Origin of the sequence: Pseudomonas ulcerans, from assembly GCF_036324125.1 — a bacterium.
Taxonomy (GTDB): Bacteria; Pseudomonadota; Gammaproteobacteria; order Pseudomonadales; family Pseudomonadaceae; genus Aquipseudomonas; species Aquipseudomonas ulcerans.
In genome coordinates, this window is the sequence record NZ_JAZDQN010000014.1 from 117,410 (window position 1) to 134,624 (window position 17,215).

A 17,215-nucleotide genomic window follows, 5' to 3' on the forward strand; every position below is an offset into this window, starting at 1 on the left:
CTTTCACGCCATCAGGATCTCCACCAACACCCGCGCTGCCCCGCTCAGTTCCACCCCCTTGCGGGTCACCACCTCGTACGGCTCGCTGCGCGACTTTACCTGCAACGGCAGCCGCACCAGCATCCCGTGCTCCACCGCCACCTTGGCCACATCCCACGGCATCACCGCCAGCAACCCGGCATCCTGGCGCAGCAGCGACAGGGTGGTGAAGGTCGACGAGGTCTCGATCGGATACTGCGGGAACCCAAGGCCAGCCTCGCGGAACTCGCGCTCCAGGGTCAGGCGCATGGGCATGTTCACCGGGAACACCACCCAGCGCGAATCCGCCAGTTGCCCAAGGCTCAGTTGCTCGCTGCCCGCCAGCGGATGGTTGGGGTTGGCCACCAGCACCAGTTGCTCCTGGTGCTTGACCCGGCTGTCGTAGGCGTCCGGCCGGCGGCTCACGCTGGTGCGGCAGATCACCACGTCCAGCCGCCCCTGGTCCAGCAGGCTGAGCAGGCGGTCGCTGGTGTCCTCGACCACGGTCACCGACAGGTCCGGCTGCCCTTCGCGCAAGCGCGCCAGGCCGTCCACCAGCATCGGCACCGCGCCCATGATGGTGCCCACCGACAGGCGCCCGCCATGCCCCTGCAGGATGCCGATCATCTCTTCGCGCAGATGGGCCAGGTCGGTGTTGATCAGTCGCGCATAGCGCACCACGCAGCGTCCCAGGTCATTGGCTTCCAGGCCCTTGCTGGTGCGCTCGAACAGCACCGCGCCGAGGGTCGATTCGATTTCGTTGAGGGCCTTGGTGGCGCCAGGCTGGGTGATCGACATGGCCTCGGCAGCCTTGTGGATCGAGCCCAGCTCGTCGAGGCTGATCAACAGGCGCAACTGGCGCAGGCGCAGGCGCGAGGCCATTGAACTCAGGGGTGGCAGCATAGGGGGATCACCAAAAGTTATCACGGGGCGAACAGCTGTCATTAGGCAGCATCATCCGCGGAATTTAAAGTGGCTCCATTCGATCCCCACAAGAACAATCCGGAGCCAGCATGCGCCTGATCCAATTCGAAACCGCAACCGCCCAGCGCCACGTCGGCGTGGTCGAAGGCGACCTGATCCAGCGGGTCCGCGACACCACCCACATGCGAGAACTGGCGCTGTCCGCCATCCGCAACCAGCGCGGCCTGGGTGCCGAGGTCCTGGCCCGCGGCCTGGACGCCGAAACCGAAAGTTATTCCCAGGCGCTGGCCGAGTGCCGCGTGCTGCCGCCGCTGGACCACGAGGACCCCGCCCACTGCCTGATCAGCGGCACCGGCCTGACCCACCTGGGCAGTGCCTCGACCCGGGACAAGATGCACCAGCAGAAGCTCGACGACAGCGCCGCCCTCACCGACACCGCGCGCATGTTCCAGTGGGGCATCGAGGGTGGCCGTCCTGCCGCCGGCAGCGTCGGGGCCCAGCCGGAGTGGTTCTACAAGGGCGACGGCTCCACCGTGGTACGTCCGGGCCAGGCGTTCCAGAGCCCGGCCTTCGCCGAGGACGCCGGCGAGGAACCGGAACTGGCCGGGCTCTACGTGATCGGCGAAGATGGCCGGCCGTACCGCCTGGGCTTCGCCATCGGCAACGAGTTTTCCGACCATGTGATGGAGCGCCGCAGCTACCTGTACCTGGCCCATTCCAAGCTGCGCAATTGCTCGTACGGCCCGGAACTGCGGGTCGGCGAACTGCCCCGCCACCTGGAGGGCGTCAGCCGGATCCGCCGCGGTGACAGCGTGCTCTGGGAAAAACCGTTCCTCAGCGGCGAGGACAACATGTGCCACTCCCTGGAAAACCTCGAATACCATCACTTCAAGTACCCGCAGTTCCTCCGCCCGGGCGATGTGCACATCCACTTCTTCGGCACCGCGACCCTGTCGTTCGCCGACCGCATCAGCACCGTCGCCGGCGATGTCTTCGAGATCAGCCTGGCCGAGTTCGGCGCACCGTTGCGCAATGCCGTGGGCCAGGCCGAGAGCCCGCTGCCACCGGGAGCCGTCGCCACGCTCTGAACCGTGAATACGGGCGCAGGGAGGCGCCAACCCGACATTTCATAACAAACATAAGAGTGAGATGAGCATGAAGAACAGCCCTTACGCGGCGGCCCCCTCGCCCGCCCTCGCCACTGCCGACAGCGCCCGGCCGACCAACGTGCGCTGGCGCATCTTCCTGATCCTGCTGTTGCTGGCGGCGATCAACTACATCGACCGTGCCTCGCTGTCGGTGGCCCTGCCGCTGATTTCCAGCGAGTTCGAACTGACCCCGGCCCTGGAAGGCCTGATCCTCAGCGCCTTCTTCTGGTCCTATGCGCTGATGCAGATTCCCAGCGGCATGCTGCTCGACCGCTTCCAGGTGCGCAATATCGTCGGTGTCGCTACCGTCGGCTGGGGCGCCTTCCAGGCCCTCGGCGGTTTCGCCCACAACTGGATCACCCTGCTGGTGACCCGCATCGGCCTCGGCGTTGCCGAATCGCCGATCATGCCCGCCGGCGCCAAGCTCAACGGTGCCTGGCTGACCCCCAACGAACGTGGCCGCGGCGCCACCCTGGTAGACGGCGGCGCGCCGCTGGGCACCGCCTTCGGCGCGATCATCATCGCCGGCCTGATCACCTGGTTCGATTCCTGGCGCATCGCCTTCATCATTGCCGGCGTCGGCACCGTGGTGGTGGGCATCTGGGCCTGGTGGTACATCCGCAACCATCCGAGCGAACACCCGCTGGTGAACAAGGCCGAGCTGGACTACATCACCCAGGCCAACGAGGCCGCCAGCCTGTCCAACGGCGAGCGCAAGGCGGTGCTCAAGGAACTGCTGAAAAGCCGCTCGGTGCTGTGCATGTTCGCCGGCTACGCCTGCTACAACAGCGTGTTCTACGGCCTGCTGACCTGGATGCCGAGCTACCTGCACCAGGCCCACAACCTGGATATCAAGGCCATGGGCGGCGCCACCTTCCTGATCTTCATGTGCGGTTTCGTCGGCGAACTGGTCGGCGGCTGGATCGCCGACAAATGGCGCACCAACGGCGGCCAGCCGAACACCGTGATGCGCAGCATGTTCGCCGGCTCCGCCGCCGTCGCCGCCCTGTGCATCCTGCTGGTGGCCTACACCCCGGATGCCGCGCTGGTGATCGGCCTGCTCTGCGTCGCCCTGTTCTTCATCCGCTGGTGCGGCATGTACTGGTGCCTGCCGGCCATTCTCGGCGGCAAGTCCAAGGCCGGCGTGCTGGGCGGCAGCATGAACTTCTGCGGCAACATGGTCGGCGTCATCGTGCCGATCCTGATCGGCCTGATCGTGCAGTTCACCGGTTCCTACTTCCTGGCCCTGATCTTCTTCGTGGTCATGGCCTTCGGCCTGATGTTCTTCTCCGGCCTGATCGACTATCGCGAGCGTGGGCTGGCCTGAGCCCCCGCTGTTATCTGAGGTATCCGTCATGCAGCTCATTACAACAACAGGCAGTGCCAGCACTGCCAACGCCGTGATCCGACTCAACCCGCTGGACGACGTACTGATCGCCCGCCAGCCGTTGGTGGAAGGCCTGGAACTGCCGGAAGGCATCCGTGTGCGCCAGGCGATTCCCGCCGGGCACAAGGTCGCCGCCCGCGACATCGCTGCCGGCGAGGCGCTGCGCCGCTACGGGCAGATCATCGGCTTCGCCAGCCAGGCCATCGGCGCCGGGGAGCATGTCCACGTGCACAACCTGGCGATGGGCGACTTCTCCCGCGACTACGCCTTCGGCGTCGATGCCAAGGGCATCAAGGCGCCGCTGGAAGACCACTTCATGGGCATCGTGCGCGACGACGGTCGCGTCGCCACGCGCAACTACATCGGCATCCTCACCTCGGTGAACTGCTCGGCCACCGTGGCCCGGGCCATCGCCGACCACTTCCGCCGCGACATCCACCCCGAGGCGCTGGCCGCCTACCCCAACGTCGATGGCGTGGTGGCCCTGACCCACGGCGTCGGCTGCGCCGTCGATCCCGGTGGCGAGGCCCTGGCCATGCTCCAGCGCACCCTGGGCGGCTACGCGGTGCACGCCAACTTCCATTCGGTGCTGCTGATCGGCCTCGGCTGCGAGACCAACCAGATTCCCGACCTGCTCGCTGCCCAGGGCCTGGAAAGCGGCAACACCCTGCGCACCTTCACCATCCAGGGCACCGGCGGCACCTCGAAGACCATCGCCAGCGGCATCGCCCAGGTCAAATCCCTGCTGGCAGAGGCCAACCAGGTCGAGCGCCAGCCAGTCAGCGTCCGCCACCTCACCGTCGGCCTGCAATGCGGCGGCTCGGACGGCTACTCCGGCATCACCGCCAACCCGGCGCTGGGCAATGCGGTAGACCGCCTGGTGGCTGCGGGCGGCACCGCGATCCTCTCGGAAACCCCGGAGATCTATGGCGCCGAGCACCTGCTGACCCGCCGCGCGGTGAGCCAGGCGGTGGGCGAAAAGCTGATCGCGCGTATCCAGTGGTGGGAAGCCTACTGCCAGCGCATGGGCGCCGAGCTGAACAACAACCCGTCCGCCGGCAACAAGGCCGGTGGCCTGACCACCATCCTGGAAAAGTCCCTCGGTGCCGTGGCCAAGGCCGGCTCCAGCGACCTGGTGGACGTCTACGAATACGCCGAGCCGGTGCGCGCCCATGGCCTGGTGTTCATGGACACCCCCGGCTACGACCCGATCTCGGCCACCGGCCAGGTGGCCGGCGGCGCCAACCTCATCGCCTTCACCACTGGCCGCGGCTCGGCCTACGGCTGCGCGCCCTCGCCGTCGATCAAGCTGGCGACCAATACCCGCCTGTGGGAAACCCAGGAAGAGGACATGGACGTCAACTGCGGCGGCATCGCCGACGGCAGCATGACCATCGAGGAACGCGGCGAACATATCTACCGCCTGATGCTGCGCATCGCCTCGGGCGAGCGCAGCAAGAGCGAGCAGCACGGCTACGGGCAGAACGAGTTCGTGCCGTGGCAGATCGGTGCGATCACCTGATTTTCCGTCTTGTCCGATACAGGAGAACCCAATGACTTTCGGCCACAACTACATCGGCGGCCAGCGCTCCGCCCAGGGCGACACGCGCCTGCGCAGCCTCGACGCCAGCACCGGCGAGGCGCTTCCCGGCGAGTTCTTCCAGGCTACCGAAGCCGAGGTCGATGCCGCGGCGCGGGCAGCGGCGGCGGCGTTCCCGGCCTTCCGTAACCTGGCCCCGGAACAGCGCGCCGTGTTCCTTGACGCCATCGCCGACGAACTGGACGCCCTGGGCGATGACTTCGTCGCCACCGTCTGCCGCGAGACCGCCCTGCCCGCTGGCCGCATCCTCGGCGAGCGCGGTCGCACCAGCGGACAGATGCGCCTGTTCGCCCAGGTGCTGCGCCGTGGCGATTTCCTCGGCGCACGCATCGACCGCGCCCTGCCCGAGCGCCAGCCGCTGCCACGGGTCGACCTGCGGCAGATGCGCATCGGCATCGGCCCGGTCGCAGTGTTCGGCGCCAGCAACTTCCCCCTGGCCTTCTCCACCGCAGGCGGCGACACCGCTGCGGCGCTGGCCGCCGGCTGCCCGGTGGTGGTCAAGGCGCACAGCGGCCATATGGCCACCGCCGAAGCCGTGGCCGACGCGATCCTGCGGGCGGCCGAGCGCAGCGGCATGCCGGCCGGGGTGTTCAACATGGTCTATGGCGGCGGTGTCGGCGAGTGGCTGGTGAAGCATCCGGCGATCCAGGCCGTGGGTTTCACCGGCTCGTTGCGCGGCGGCGATGCCCTGTGCCGCATGGCGGCGCAACGGCCGCAGCCGATCCCGGTGTTCGCCGAGATGTCCAGCATCAACCCGGTGATCCTCCTGCCCCAGGCCCTGCGCGAGCGTGGCGAGCGCATCGCTGGCGAACTGAGCGGCTCGGTGACCCTGGGTTGTGGGCAGTTCTGTACCAACCCGGGGCTGATCATCGGCCTGCGCTCGACGGAGTTCTCCGCGTTCATCGAACAGTTCAAGGCGCGGATGGCCGACCAGCCGGCGCAGACCATGCTCAACGCCGGGACCCTGGCCAGCTACCGCAAGGGGCTGGAGCACCTGCACGCCCACCCCGGCGTGCGCCATCTGGCCGGCGCCGCGCAGGGCGAGGGACAGGCCCAGGCACAGTTGTTCGAAGCCGATGTGCGGCTGTTGCTGGAGGGTGACGAGCTGTTGCAGGAAGAAGTCTTCGGCCCGGCCACCGTGCTGGTCCAGGTCGATGACCTGGCGCAACTGCGCGCTGCCGTGCAGGCGCTGCGTGGCCAGCTGACCGCGACCCTGATCGGTGAAGCGCAGGAACTGCTGGAACAGGCATGGTTGAGTGAGTTGCTGCAGGAAAAGGTCGGCCGGGTGCTGGTCAATGGCTACCCGACCGGTGTCGAAGTCTGCGACGCCATGGTGCATGGCGGGCCGTATCCGGCCACCTCGGACAGCCGCGGGACCTCGGTGGGGACCCTGGCGATCGAACGCTTCCTGCGGCCGGTGTGCTTCCAGAACTATCCGGATGCGTTGTTGCCGGAGGCGCTGCGCGATGGCAATCCACTGGGGATCGTGCGGTTGGTGGATGGGGTGTCCGGGCGAGAGGCGCTGTGACCGCTGGCTGATTCAACAATGCTCCACCGCCATCGCTGGCAAGCCAGCGATGGCGGTCAAAGCCGCTCATTTCTTCGGCAACACACTGCTCATCAATTGCCTGGCCGTCTGCCGGATCACCCCGACCGCATCCGGATCCCCCTGCAACAACGCCCCGGCGAATTGCCGCGCCTGCTTCAGGTTGATATGCGGCGGCAACGGCGGCACGTTCGGGTCGGTGCGAAACTCCAGCAACACCGGCACCTCGCTGGCTAGCGCCTGCTCCCAGGCCGCCGCGACATCCTCGTCGCGCTCCACGCAGATCCCCTTGAGCCCGATGGAAATGGCGAACAGGTGATAGGGCACGTCGGGGATGTCCTGGCTGGCGGAGAACTTCGGATCGCCCTCCATCACCCGCTGCTCCCAGGTCACCTGGTTGAGGTCCTGGTTGTTGAACACCGCACAGATCCAGCGTCCGTTACCCCATTGTTTCCAGTACTTGGCCACCGTGATCAGCTCGGCGAGATTGTTCATCTGCATCGCTCCGTCCCCCACCAGCGCTACCACGGTCTGCCCGGGGTGGGCGAACTTCGCAGCGATCGCATAGGGCACCGCCGCGCCCATCGACGCCAGCCCGCCGGATAGCGAACAGCGCATGCCGGGGCGGATCCGCAAGTCGCGGGCGAACCAGTTGGCGCAGGAACCCGAGTCGCTGGTGACGATGGCGTGATCCGGCAAGCGCGGCGACAGCTCGTACACCACCCTCTGCGGATTGATCGGCTCGGCGTGGGTCAGGGCGCGACGTTCCAGCTTGCTGTCCCAGGCCTTGCGCCACCCTTCGATCTTGCGCCGCCAGCGCTTGTCGCCCTTCGTCTCGATCATCGGCAACAGTGCATCGAGGGTATCGGCGGCGTCGCCGACCAGGTTGATTTCCATGGGATAGCGCAGGCCCAGCATGTTCGGTGCGATATCGATCTGCACGCCCCGGGCCTGTCCTTCCTTCGGCAGGAACTCAGCGTAGGGGAAGCCCGAGCCGATCATCAGCAAGGTGTCGCATTCGTTCATCAGCTTCAGGCTCGGTTCGGTGCCGAGCAGGCCGATGCAGCCGGTGACCCAGGGCAGGTCGTCGGACAGCACGGCCTTGCCCAGCAGCGCCTTGGCCACCCCCGCCCCGAGCTTCTCGGCGAGCGCGCGGACCTGTTCGCTGGCACCCAGCGCGCCAGCGCCGACCAGGATGGCGACCTTGCTGCCCGCGTTGAGCAGGCTGGCCGCAGCGGCCAGGTCATCCTCCCGCGGCAGCACCCGCGGTGGACGATAGCCGACACTGGAATGCAGCGTGCCATGGGCCCGTGCCGGGTCTTCATAAGGCATTTCCTGCAGGTCATTGGGCAGCACCAGCGCGGTGACCTTGCGCTCGCCCAGCGCCGTGCGCACCGCGCGGTCCAGCAGGTGGCGCACCTGGGAGGGCGCCGATGCCTGCTGGACGAAGGAACCGGCGACATCCTTGAACATCGACACCAGGTCGACTTCCTGCTGGTAGTGCCCGCCCAACGCAGTGCGCGCCTGCTGGCCACAGATCGCCAGGACGGGCATATGGTCCAGGCGCGCGTCATAGAGCCCGGTGATCAGGTGCGAGGCACCCGGGCCGGAAGTGGCGATGCACACCCCCAGTTCACCGGTGAACTTGGCATGGGCACTGGCCATGAAGGCGGCCATCTCCTCGTGGCGACACTGGACGAACTCGATCTTGCCGGAACGGCGCAAGGCGCCGAACACGCCGTTGATGCCGTCGCCGGGGTAGCCGAAGATGCGCGTCACCCCCCATTGGCTGAGCCGTTCCACGAGAAAGTCGCCTACGGTGCTGGACATGTTCTGCCTCCTTTATCGTTCGGATCGATAAAGGCTGGGACAGGATGGGCGCGGCGGGTGTTCAGATTGATTGCAGCACGGAGGCCATCGCTGGCAACGCCCAAGGCGGCAGGTCGGCGTAGCCGGTGATCACCAGCGCCGCCAGGTCCGAATAACGCTGGCGCAAGCCCCGGGCCAGACTGATACCGGTTTCATTGGCCATGATCTGGTCGGTGACCAGGATAAAAAAGCTGGCACACAGCCAGCTTTTCTTGGCAACCGATGAATCAGACCTTGAACTTGGAAATCATCACGTTCAGTTCCACCGCCAGCCGCGACAGGTCCTGGCTCGCGGCATTGGTCTGGTTGGCCCCGGCCGAGGTCTGCATCGACAGGTCGCGGATGTTGACCAGGTTGCGGTCCACTTCCCGCGCTACCGAGGCCTGTTCTTCCGAGGCGCTGGCGATCACCAGGTTGCGCTCGTTGATCGCGGCGATGGCCTCGGCGATGACCTTCAGTGCTTCGTCGGCGGCCTGGGCCACCACCAGGGTCTGGCTGGCCTGGCTCTGGCTGCTGTGCATGGTGCTCACGGCTCGGTGGGTACCGGCCTGGACGCCGCCGATCATCTGCTCGATTTCTTCGGTGGACTGCTGGGTACGGTGAGCCAGGGCGCGTACTTCATCGGCGACCACGGCGAAGCCGCGACCCGCCTCGCCGGCGCGGGCGGCCTCGATGGCGGCGTTGAGCGCCAGCAGGTTGGTCTGGTCGGCGATGGAGCCGATCACGTCGAGCACGCGACTGATGTCGTTGACATGGTTGGCCAGGTCCTCGACCTCCTGTGCGGTGTCGCCGACATCGCTGACCAGGCTCTGGATCGAAGCCAGCGCCTGGTCGACCTGGGAGCGGCCATGCTGGGTGGTGTCGTCGGCGCGGCGCGAGGCATCCGAGGTGGTCACCGCGTTGCTGGCCACTTCCTCGACGGCGGCCGTCATTTCGTTCACCGCGGTGGCGGCCTGCTCGATCTCGGCGCTCTGTTGCAGCAGGCCGCGGCTGGTGTCGTCGGTTACCGCATGGAGTTCTTCCGAGGCAGAGGCCAGGCGGTCCGAGGACTCGGCGATCTGGCGGATGGTGGTACGCAGGCGTTCCTGCATGGTGCGCATGGACTCCAGCAGCAGCGCCGGTTCGTCCTTGCCGATCACGGTGATTTCCTGGGTCAGGTCGCCATGGGACACCCGGTCGGCGACCACCACCGCTTCGTGCAGCGGCAGGACGATGCTGCGGGTCAGCACCGCGGCGATGGCGATCATCGCCAGCAGGATCACCACCAGGGTCACCGCCATGATCACCACGGCACGGTCGTAGGCCTCGCTGCTGATCCGTCCCGACTCCAGCAGGCCGTCGTAGTTGTAGCCGATCAGGTTGCTCAGGTCGTTCATCATGTTGTCGGCATGGGCCACGATCGGGCCGTTCAACAGGTCGGTGGCCTGGTCCGGGCGGTCGGCGCGCACGGCGTCGAGGAGCTTGCCCTGCTCGATGGCGTACTGGCCGTAGGCGCTGGTGAACGCCTCGAACAGCTCGCGATTGCGTGGGGTGTCGATGCTGTCCTGGTAGGACTTGAGGTTGCTGGCGATCTCGTCCTGGCGCTCGCCGATCAGGCTCAGGGTGCGCTGGCGCTCCTCGGGATCGCGCTGCAGGATCGAGCGCAGGGTCAAGGCACGGACCCGGCCCAGGGCCAGGCCGACTTCGGCCAGGGCATGGCTGCCGGGCTGCCAGTAACCGGTGATCTTGTCGGTCGACGAATCCATTTTCTCGGCTTCGAAGATGGCGACGCCACCCAACAGCAGTACCAGCACCGCCAGAATTGCAAAAGCAAAGCCGGCCCTGGCGCCAATGGAGAGATTTCTGACCCGCATCGAGCGTTCCTCAAGTTTTCTGGGTTGGCGGTGCGCCTGAAAAACCACAAATATTGTAGGTTAATAGCCAAATGATGGCAAACTGCAATCGCACCTGGAAGGCGCCCTTTCTTGCATTTCGCCCCACATACAATTCTGTACGCCTATCCCCGAAACGACCTTGACGTGCGTCAAGGAAAAGAACCGCAAAGCGTGGAAAATAATGGGGTTCGACCTACAGCTGTGTACTTCAGGAAAACCACGGTGAGTCCGGCGGATCGTCGCCTGGCCCGCTCGATGAAAAGGTCCCTACACGATGTCATCACGCCCCAACCTCACCCGCGAAGACTGGATTCACGCAGCGCAGAACGTGCTGGTCAGCAGCGGCGTCGACGCCGTCCGGGTCGATACCCTGGCCAAGGAACTGAAGATCACCCGCGGCAGTTTCTACTACCACTTCAAGAGCCGCGGCGAACTGCTCGAAGGCATCCTCGGCAACTGGCGTGCCCGTGCCACCGAGGAAGTCATCCTCAGCCTGCGCAAGGCCCACGGCTCGCCCTTGAAACAGTTGCAGCGCCTGCTTGAATGGCCTGCCCAGGGCCCGTCCGCCAAGGAAGCCGCGGCCATGGAGCTGGGCGTTCGCGCCTGGGCACGGCGCGACCCGCAAGCCCGCCAGGCCATCGATGAAGTGGACCGCCATCGGCTGAACTACATCGAGGGCCTGCTGATCCAGGCCGGTACATCGCCCGAGGAAGCGCGGGACCGGGCCTACCTGGTCTACGCCTACCAGATCAGCCAGTCGCTGCTGCACGGCGAGGACTCGGCGCAGCAGCGACTGGCGCGCAACGGGCGGATGGCGGAATGGTTGCTGCCGCAGGAGGCGATGGCTTCGGCGTGACAAGCGCTTTGTCGATGGACGAACCAATGTCAATTTGACATCGTTCACTCGCGCCGGCGCTAGCCGGCAAGGCGCCCAACAACGAAAAGGACTTTCTTCTTGCAAATAAATGCCCGCCCCCTCCTATCAAGCCTCCTGGCCGTATCCATCACCCTGGCGGTCGGCTGCTCCTCCAGACCAACCATCGAGCTGCCCGACCCCAAGGATGTACCGCGGGAAAAATGGTCGGACGCCATGTTGATCCTGGATGCCATGGGCATTACCGGACAGCGGGACATTCCCCTTGAGTTGGCCGTGGCCGGTCCCACGACTGCTGCACCCAGTATCAATGGTGCATCGGCTGGTGACGCCGCGATCACCGCAGGCAACTTCGTTTCGCCCCCCAGCGGTTTCAGTAGCGGTGCAGCACTGGGCCTGGGTCTCGGCCTGATGCTGCTGGGCGGATCGGGACCTCCCGTGGCGCACGTGCAGACAGTGGCATGGGTGCCGGCGAACCTGGTGAACTCCCCGGAAGAAGCCTCCTCCCTGGTTTTGAAGACCATGGAGGACGCACGGATCAAGGTGTTCCCGAACAAGCGCTCTCCGGATCGACTCACAGTGGGCAAGTACATGCCGGGCAGCGGGCGCGTCTATGCTGACGCCAGCGATATCTTCAACCATCGGCCAGTGCAACTCGACACTCCGGCCACACCTTCACCGGCAGTGGTCAATGTCGGCCAGGCATACGGTCCGATCTTCGTCCACGACGAGCAATATTGGGGAGACGCGTACAGCAACAACATGAAGCCGCTGGACTCCATGGTGCTTATGTCGAAGGTCCTGCCGGAATGGATCTACATCTACTATCCGGGCCAGCGGCTGCGTAAGGACTCGGTCCCGGCACGAATCCTGAAAAAAGGTGAGCCTCTGTATTTCGTAGGCAAGTAACGGCCAGCTTAAAATCAATTTTCTGCATATTAGCTTATGCACAAATTGAATTTTGAGAATCATCCGCGCATTGCTAGGGTCATGGAAAACCGCAGCCGAGCCTGACCACCATGACCCAACCGTTCCGCCTGGACCGCCTTCGCCGGTTCATCGGCGATCTCGCCGAACTGCTCGACCATGAGCAAGACGAAGCCGCCATCCTCGACCGCGGCCAGAACCTGTTGCAGCAACTGGTCGCCCATGACGACTGGCTGCCCGAGGAACTGGCCCAGCCCGACCCGACCCGCTACCAGCAATTCCTCCTGCACGCCGACTCGCGCCAGCGCTTCTCGGTGGTCAGCTTCGTCTGGGGGCCGGGGCAGCAGACCCCGATCCACGACCACCGGGTCTGGGGCCTGATCGGCATGCTGCGCGGCGCCGAGTACTCCCAGGGCTTCGCCCGTACCGAAAGCGGCGCCCTGGTGCCGGCGGGTAACCCGGTTCGCCTGGAACCGGGTCACGTGGAAGCGGTGTCTCCACGCATCGGCGATGTGCACCAGGTCAGTAATGCCTTTGACGATCGCGTATCCATCAGCATCCATGTGTACGGCGCCAACATCGGCGCGGTGAAGCGTGCCGTGTTCCTCGCCGACGGCAGCGAAAAGCCCTTCATTTCCGGCTACTCCAACACCCGCCTGCCCAATATCTGGGACCTGTCCAAAGAGAACCCCGCCCCATGAGCACCGCGACCACCCGCTCCTATGCCGAGCTGCGCCAGCACCTGCTGGACAAACACGAACTGGCCCTGATCGATGTGCGCGAGGAAGCGCCCTTCGCCCTGGAGCATCCGCTGTTCGCGGCCAACATTCCCCTGTCAAAACTGGAAATCGAGATCTACGCCCGGGTGCCGCGCCGGGATACGGCGGTGACCGTCTATGACGATGGCGAGGGCCTTGCCGCCATCGCGGCGCAGCGTCTGCGCGCCCTGGGCTATAGCGACGTGGCCCTGCTCGACGGCGGCCTGGCCGGCTGGCGCGAAGCGGGCGGGGAGCTGTTCCGCGACGTCAACGTGCCGAGCAAGGCCTTTGGCGAACTGGTGGAGTCCTTGCGCCACACGCCATCGCTGGCCGCCGAGGAGGTGCAGCGCCTGCTGGACGACAAGGCCGACGTGGTGGTGCTGGACGCCCGCCGTTTCGACGAATACCAGACCATGAGCATTCCCGGCGGCATCAGTGTGCCGGGGGCGGAACTGGTGCTGCGGGTCGCCGAGCTGGCGCCGGACCCGGCAACCCGGGTCATCGTCAACTGCGCCGGGCGCACCCGCAGCATCATCGGCACCCAGTCGCTGGTAAATGCCGGGATCCCCAACCCGGTATCGGCCCTGCGCAACGGCACCATCGGCTGGACTCTGGCCGGGCAGACCCTGGCCCACGGCCAATCGCAACGCTTCGCCGAGGTCGCCCCGGCCACCCGCGACGACGCTGCCGTGCGTGCCCGTGCCGTGGCGGACAAGGCCGGCGTGGCACGAATCACCCGGGAGGGCCTGCAGGCCTGGCAGGCCGAGGCAGACCGCACCACTTACCTGTTCGATGTGCGCACCCCCGAGGAATACGCCCACGGCCACCTCCCCGGCAGCCGCTCGACCCCGGGTGGGCAACTGGTGCAGGAAACCGATCACAACGCCAGCGTGCGTGGCGCGCGCATCGTGCTGGTGGATGACGATGGCGTGCGCGCCAACATGAGTGGCTCGTGGCTGGCGCAGATGGGCTGGCAGGTGGCGGTGCTCGACGGCCTGGACGGCAAGGACTTCAGTGATAGCGGCGACTGGCAGCCGCCGTTGCCGGCACTGCCGCAGCCACCGTCGGTCGATGGCGAGCAGTTGCAGCAATGGCTGGCCGCCGGTGACACCGTGCTGCTGGACTTCACCACCAGCGCCAACTACGTGCAGCGGCATATCCCCGGCGCGCACTGGGCGATCCGAGCGCAACTGGCACAGGCGCTGGAACGACTGCCGGTGGCCGAGCGCTACGTGGTGACCTGCGGCAGCAGCCTGCTGGCACGCTTCGCCGCCGAGGACCTGCAGGCGCTGACGCGCAAGCCGGTGTTCCTGCTGGAAGGCGGCACCGGGCGCTGGATTGCCGAGGGCCGCACGCTGGAGCATGGCGAGACGCACCTGGCGGTGCCACGCAGCGACCGTTATCGCCGCCCCTATGAAGGAACGGACAACCCGCGGGAGGCGATGCAGGGCTACCTGGACTGGGAATTCGGCCTGGTGGAGCAGTTGCGCCGGGATGGCACCCATGGCTTCTTCGTGATCTGACACAGGTCTTCAACAGGCACACATTTCCCCTGTAGGAGCGGGTTCACCCGCGATGGCGGTAGTGAATTCACCGACGCCATCGCGGGTGAACCCGCTCCTACAGGTATTTCAGTAAACTCATAAAATGATTTAAATGCATATTGATAAATATCAATAATTCCTTAAAAGAATAATATTGATATTCCAATAAAGAATTTCCACTCCTGTTCTTATAAAAATAAGATCGATCCCAGACGATCTCGTCACCCCTTCAAGACCCCAGGCGATCCCTCTGTACCCATACCCCGGGCCAGTGCCAGCTTCGATGGACCAAGCCCGCATGCCCCGACACTTGCCTTTCAGTGCCCTGACCACCGCCCTGCTCTTCGCCGGCCTCGCGCCCACCGCCCAGGCCGCCAGCGGCGACACCCACTTGGACACCGTCACCGTGATCTCCACCGGCGTGCGTGGCCAGGAGCGCACCGTCGCCGACAGTCCGGCACCGATCGATGTGATCAACAGCGAACAACTGCTCAAGACCGGCCGAGCCGAACTCTCCGAAGCCATTTCGCGCCTGCTGCCGTCGTTCAACTTCGGCACCAACATCGCCGGCTACAACTCGGTCACCCGGCCCCTGAGCAACCGCAGCCTGGGCCCGGCCTACACCCTGGTACTGGTCAACGGCAAGCGCCGCCACAACGGCGCCGTCGGCCAGCGCGGCAACATCGACAACAGCGGCGCCAACGCGGTGGACATCGACCTGATCCCGGTCAGTGCCGTCGACCATATCGAAGTGCTCAAGGACAGCGCCGCCGCCCAGTACGGCTCCGACGCGGTGGCCGGGGTGATCAACATCATCCTCAAGTCCGGTGCCTCGGGCGGGCATGTCGAGAGCAGCTACGGCCAGCTCTACTCCGGCCAGGGCGAGACCATCAAGGTGGCCGGCGACCAGGGCTTCAAGCTCGGCGAAAGCGGCTTCCTGCACCTCTCCGCCGACGCCCGCAAGCGCGGCACCGCGCAGTGGAACGACAAGGCCGACAGCAGCGTGCGTGCCTTCGCCGACCCGGCGAAGCAGGCGGCCTGGGACCGCGTCGCGATCAAGAACGGCGATCCGCAGATCAAGGCCTTCAACGTCGCCTGGAACGCCGAGCTGCCGCTGGACGCCCTGACCCTCTACTCCTACGCCACCTACGGCGAACGCGACGCCGAGGCCTACAACTACTTCCGCCTGCCCACCGGCACGGCAGCGGTCCCCGAGCTGTTTCCCGACGGCTACTACCCGCTGAACAACATCAAGGACCGCGACTACCAGTTCCTCTTCGGTGGCAAGGGCGAGCGCGCCGACTGGCACTGGGACCTGAGCACCACCTACGGGCGCAACAACATCCATCACTCCAGCGACTTCAACATCAACCCGTCGCTGGGCACGGCCACACCGACCAAGTTCGACAACCTGGCGACCTTCCGCTTCGAGCAATGGGTCAACAACTTCGACCTGACCCGCCGCTACGACAGCCTGTTCGGCCTGACCTCGCCGGTCCAGGTCTCGGCCGGCCTGGAACATCGCTGGGAGCGTTTCAGCACCTTCGCCGGCGACCGCGAGGCCTACATCACCGGCAGCTACCCCGCCGCTTCCGGGGCCCAGGCCGCCGTTACCCTGCGCCCGGAAGACGAGGTCAGCCTGATCCGCAACAACTACGCCGCCTACCTGGATCTTGGCTTCGACCTCACCGAGCGCTGGTTCCTCGACCTGGCCGGGCGCGTCGAGCACTACGACGACGATTCCGGCAACACCTTCGGCCTCAAGCTCAATTCACGCTACGAACTGACCGATCAAGTGGCCGTGCGCGGCACCATCGGCACCGGCTTCCGCGCCCCCTCGCTGACCCAGATCGGCTACACCGTGGCCGACAACCGGGTCGCCACCGACGTCAACGGCAACGTGGTCCCGGCAGTGACCCGCCTGACGCCGTCCGACAGCAGCCTGGCCGCGGCCCTCGGCGGCGACAAGCTCAAGCCCGAGAAGTCGCGCAACCTCGGCCTCGGCCTGACCTGGCAACCGGCGCCACGCACCAGCATCACCGCCGATGCCTACCTGATCGACATCGACGACCGCATCACCCTGACCAGCAACATCTACGACCAGGGCAACGGCGTGATCACCAGCATCCTGCAAAGCCAGGGCGTCGCCCCCGGGACCTGGGTCAACTACTACACCAACGCCTACGACACGCGGACCAAGGGCCTGGACATCGTCGCCGACCACAGCACCGACCTGGGCGCCTGGGGCGACGTGCGCTGGAGCCTGGCGTTCAACTGGAACAAGACCAGCATCCAGGACGTGCGCGATACCCCGGCCTCGCTGGCCGGTTCCGGGATCACCCTGGTGGGGCGCGACCGCGAGGGCGACCTGACCGTGGCCAGCCCCGAGACCAAGTGGATCCTCGGCGCCAACTGGAAGGTCGACGACCTCGCCATCAACCTGCAGACCACCCGCTACGGCAGCGTCAAGACCCTCGCGGTCAACCCCAGCGGCGACCGCAGCTTCGGCGCCAAGTGGATCACCGACCTGGACATCGCCTACACCTTCTTCGACCAGCTGACCGTCAGCGTCGGCGCCACCAACCTGTTCGACGTACGTCCCGACAAGCACGCGGTATACAGCCCGCTGGGCCTGGCGCCCTACGGCAACCCGCCGTTCCACCCTGGTGGCGGCTACTGGTACAGCAAGATCGCCTACGACTTCTAAGCCCATCCGGCCGCACCGCCGGGATGCGGTGCGGCCCTC

At 66.0% G+C, this 17,215-nt stretch carries 13 protein-coding genes and 1 pseudogene; 9 read left to right on the forward strand and 5 right to left on the reverse strand.

All coding sequences use genetic code 11. The features are described from left to right. Positions 1 to 3: 3 nt before the first annotated feature. Positions 4 to 921 carry a LysR family transcriptional regulator gene (locus tag V0R59_RS15230; RefSeq protein ID WP_330075548.1) on the reverse strand — a complete coding sequence of 306 codons (918 nt, stop codon included), beginning with the start codon at positions 919 to 921 and terminating at the stop codon, positions 4 to 6. A gap of 110 nt (positions 922 to 1,031) precedes the next feature. Here V0R59_RS15230 and araD1 point away from each other — a divergent pair, with 110 nt between their 5' ends. The 4 genes from araD1 (at position 1,032) to V0R59_RS15250 (ending at position 6,605) form a co-directional block, all read left to right on the forward strand. Next, the gene (gene araD1 / locus V0R59_RS15235) at positions 1,032 to 2,030 is read left to right on the forward strand and encodes an AraD1 family protein (RefSeq protein WP_330075547.1); all 999 of its coding nucleotides are present in this window, start codon (positions 1,032 to 1,034) and stop codon (positions 2,028 to 2,030) included. Between the two features lie 67 nt (positions 2,031 to 2,097). Next, entirely contained in the window at positions 2,098 to 3,417 is a 1,320-nt protein-coding gene (locus tag V0R59_RS15240; RefSeq protein ID WP_330075546.1) for an MFS transporter, read from the forward strand. 28 nt (positions 3,418 to 3,445) lie between these two features. Continuing rightward, positions 3,446 to 4,999 (forward strand): UxaA family hydrolase, encoded by a 1,554-nt coding sequence (locus V0R59_RS15245; RefSeq protein WP_330075545.1) that lies wholly within the window; start codon positions 3,446 to 3,448, stop codon positions 4,997 to 4,999. A 31-nt stretch (positions 5,000 to 5,030) separates the two neighbouring features. Next, complete coding sequence (locus V0R59_RS15250) at positions 5,031 to 6,605, forward strand: aldehyde dehydrogenase (NADP(+)) (protein ID WP_330075544.1); 1,575 nt, start codon at positions 5,031 to 5,033, stop codon at positions 6,603 to 6,605. Positions 6,606 to 6,671: 66 nt separating this feature from the next. Here the strand turns inward: V0R59_RS15250 and V0R59_RS15255 are convergent, their stop codons facing one another. The 4 genes and pseudogenes from V0R59_RS15255 to V0R59_RS32180 form a co-directional block, all read right to left on the reverse strand. Next, on the reverse strand, positions 6,672 to 8,453 hold the full coding sequence (locus V0R59_RS15255) for a thiamine pyrophosphate-requiring protein (RefSeq protein ID WP_330075543.1): 1,782 nt from the start codon (positions 8,451 to 8,453) through the stop codon (positions 6,672 to 6,674). Positions 8,454 to 8,514: 61 nt separating this feature from the next. Further along, the gene (locus V0R59_RS15260; RefSeq protein WP_330075542.1) at positions 8,515 to 8,655 is read right to left on the reverse strand and encodes a response regulator; all 141 of its coding nucleotides are present in this window, start codon (positions 8,653 to 8,655) and stop codon (positions 8,515 to 8,517) included. Positions 8,656 to 8,719: 64 nt separating this feature from the next. Further along, the gene (locus V0R59_RS32175; protein ID WP_456239217.1) at positions 8,720 to 9,592 is read right to left on the reverse strand and encodes a methyl-accepting chemotaxis protein; all 873 of its coding nucleotides are present in this window, start codon (positions 9,590 to 9,592) and stop codon (positions 8,720 to 8,722) included. Next, positions 9,575 to 10,345, reverse strand: a pseudogene (locus V0R59_RS32180) (MCP four helix bundle domain-containing protein); the annotation flags it as partial. The pseudogene V0R59_RS32180 and the gene V0R59_RS32175, both read right to left, overlap by 18 nt. Positions 10,346 to 10,640: 295 nt before the next feature. Between V0R59_RS32180 and V0R59_RS15270 the strand changes: the two are divergent. The 5 genes from V0R59_RS15270 (at position 10,641) to V0R59_RS15290 (ending at position 17,176) form a co-directional block, all read left to right on the forward strand. Continuing rightward, positions 10,641 to 11,222, forward strand: a complete 582-nt coding sequence (locus V0R59_RS15270; RefSeq protein ID WP_330075540.1) for a TetR/AcrR family transcriptional regulator — start codon at positions 10,641 to 10,643, stop codon at positions 11,220 to 11,222. A gap of 99 nt (positions 11,223 to 11,321) precedes the next feature. Next, positions 11,322 to 12,149 (forward strand): hypothetical protein, encoded by an 828-nt coding sequence (locus tag V0R59_RS15275; RefSeq protein ID WP_330075539.1) that lies wholly within the window; start codon positions 11,322 to 11,324, stop codon positions 12,147 to 12,149. A 110-nt stretch (positions 12,150 to 12,259) separates the two neighbouring features. Next, on the forward strand, positions 12,260 to 12,868 hold the full coding sequence (locus V0R59_RS15280) for a cysteine dioxygenase family protein (protein ID WP_330075538.1): 609 nt from the start codon (positions 12,260 to 12,262) through the stop codon (positions 12,866 to 12,868). Continuing rightward, a complete protein-coding gene (locus tag V0R59_RS15285; RefSeq protein ID WP_330075537.1) occupies positions 12,865 to 14,448 on the forward strand; it encodes a rhodanese-related sulfurtransferase in 1,584 nt (527 codons plus the stop codon). Before V0R59_RS15280 ends, V0R59_RS15285 begins: the two co-directional genes overlap by 4 nt. Before the next feature lie 319 nt (positions 14,449 to 14,767). Beyond that, positions 14,768 to 17,176 (forward strand): TonB-dependent receptor plug domain-containing protein, encoded by a 2,409-nt coding sequence (locus tag V0R59_RS15290; protein ID WP_330078145.1) that lies wholly within the window; start codon positions 14,768 to 14,770, stop codon positions 17,174 to 17,176. Positions 17,177 to 17,215: the final 39 nt, after the last annotated feature.